This is a genomic window from uncultured Algibacter sp. (assembly GCF_947487605.1).
Lineage (GTDB): Bacteria > Bacteroidota > Bacteroidia > Flavobacteriales > Flavobacteriaceae > Algibacter_D.
In genome coordinates this window covers 1-1,564 of record NZ_CANKXK010000037.1, presented here as the reverse complement: position 1 = coordinate 1,564, position 1,564 = coordinate 1, and the positions used below count along the sequence as shown (strand labels likewise).

The following is a 1,564-nucleotide window of genomic DNA, read 5'->3' as shown; positions in this document are numbered from 1 at the left end:
TTCACTTTTGTTGCGTCCGATTTTCCTGCGGAAAATCCTCGCGCACAAAACCGCACTTTCCATACACAAAAACGTTGCCACACATTTGAGAAAAACGATGACCGACAAAGAAATTGGAGAATTAATTAATGAATTACGCAGTAAGAAAAACTATGATGAAGCGTATATCGGATTTTTCCAATATGGTGGAGGACCTGATGAAAGTTTTATAAAAGCAAACAGACAAGGACTTGAATTACACGCTGCTGAATTATTAGCTGCTGCTCTCGAAACCGAAACGGAATTTGAATCTGGAAAAGAAAAAACATACGGACTTGACCAGGATTTACTAGACGATGATAGCGAGTTCGGATTTAGTTACGTAGAACTGAAAAAAGAAAAACGAAATGACATAAAACCCTATTCGGAATACAAAGAAACGTGGAAAGACAAAGCGTTTAAAATTGGCTGTATTGCAATCGGAATTTTATTGATTGTATTATTAATAATTGGATTTATAACAGCAGTAACTTGGATAGGATAAAAACGTGTGGCAACAACGTGTATAATTCATTGCTAGTACTCGCCTACTTACGAAAATCCTCGCGGATTTTCTATTCGGTTTGTATTTGCTAAATTAGTTGCTGAAACACGCATCGAAATCATACACAAAACCGTTGTAAGTAATGCCGAAAAACTTAATCTACATATTATCGATTTCACTTCTACTGAGTTCTTGTGACTTTAAAACAGCAGGAGATTATTATGATTTGGCTTACGAACTTGAAAAACAAGGAAAATACAAAGAAGCCATTGTTTTTTTGGATAAAGCAATTGAGAAAAAACCTGACCTGAAACCAGCATTATTGAATCGAGGTGCCGACAAATCTGCATTAAATGATTATCAGGGAGCGATTAAAGATTATGAATTAATCCTAAAATATGATTCTGAAAACACTCTTGCGCTAATGAACATCGGTAATAATTATAAGAGATTAAAGGATTATAAAAAATCTGTCGGATTTTATACAGAGGCTTTAAACTCAAAGGGAGCTATTAAATCTGACAGCATCTATCTCGAGATTAATTTCCCAAACGATTGGGACAAGGAATCGGATTATTATGTTCGCAAACACGAAATTGAGTTTGAACGTGGAATTTCATATGTGTACTTGAAAGAATACGCAAATGGAATAAAAGATTTAGAACAAGCCATCAAGTACAATTACGAATTGCCAGATGCGTTGAGTTGGATTGGAGAAGCATATTACGAACTGAATGACACTCTGAATGCGAGAAAATTTCTGACCGAAGCTTCAAAGTACGGAATGATTGACGCAAAGGAATTATTGGAAAAAATAGATAAATGAACAAAAAAGCACTACTTACAACAAAGTATAAAATTAATGCTTAGGTCTGTGCTTAAAACCAGCGATTAGTCCTGTTTTGTTACATCTGATTTTCCTTCGGAAAATCCTCGCACACAAAACCGCACTAATCTTATACATAAACGTTGGGTTTAATGCTGAAAAGTCCGTTCCAAATCTAAAGTTTCGGCTGAAATTTAAGTTTATTAAAATCGGAA

The 1,564-nt window shown here is 34.9% G+C and carries 2 protein-coding genes; both read left to right on the top strand.

All coding sequences use genetic code 11. The annotated features are described in order from the left end of the window. The first annotated feature begins 97 nt into the window (after positions 1–97). The gene (locus Q0739_RS14795; protein WP_298239513.1) at positions 98–523 is read left to right on the top strand and encodes a hypothetical protein; all 426 of its coding nucleotides are present in this window, start codon (positions 98–100) and stop codon (positions 521–523) included. A 142-nt stretch (positions 524–665) separates the two neighbouring features. Next, the gene (locus Q0739_RS14790) at positions 666–1,349 is read left to right on the top strand and encodes a tetratricopeptide repeat protein (protein WP_298239512.1); all 684 of its coding nucleotides are present in this window, start codon (positions 666–668) and stop codon (positions 1,347–1,349) included. Positions 1,350–1,564: the final 215 nt, after the last annotated feature.

Coding starts and splice junctions, on each gene's coding strand:
- Q0739_RS14795 (WP_298239513.1), top strand. CDS start 98: ATGACCGACAAAGAAATTGGAGAATTAATTAATGAATTACGCAGTAAG.
- Q0739_RS14790 (WP_298239512.1), top strand. CDS start 666: ATGCCGAAAAACTTAATCTACATATTATCGATTTCACTTCTACTGAGT.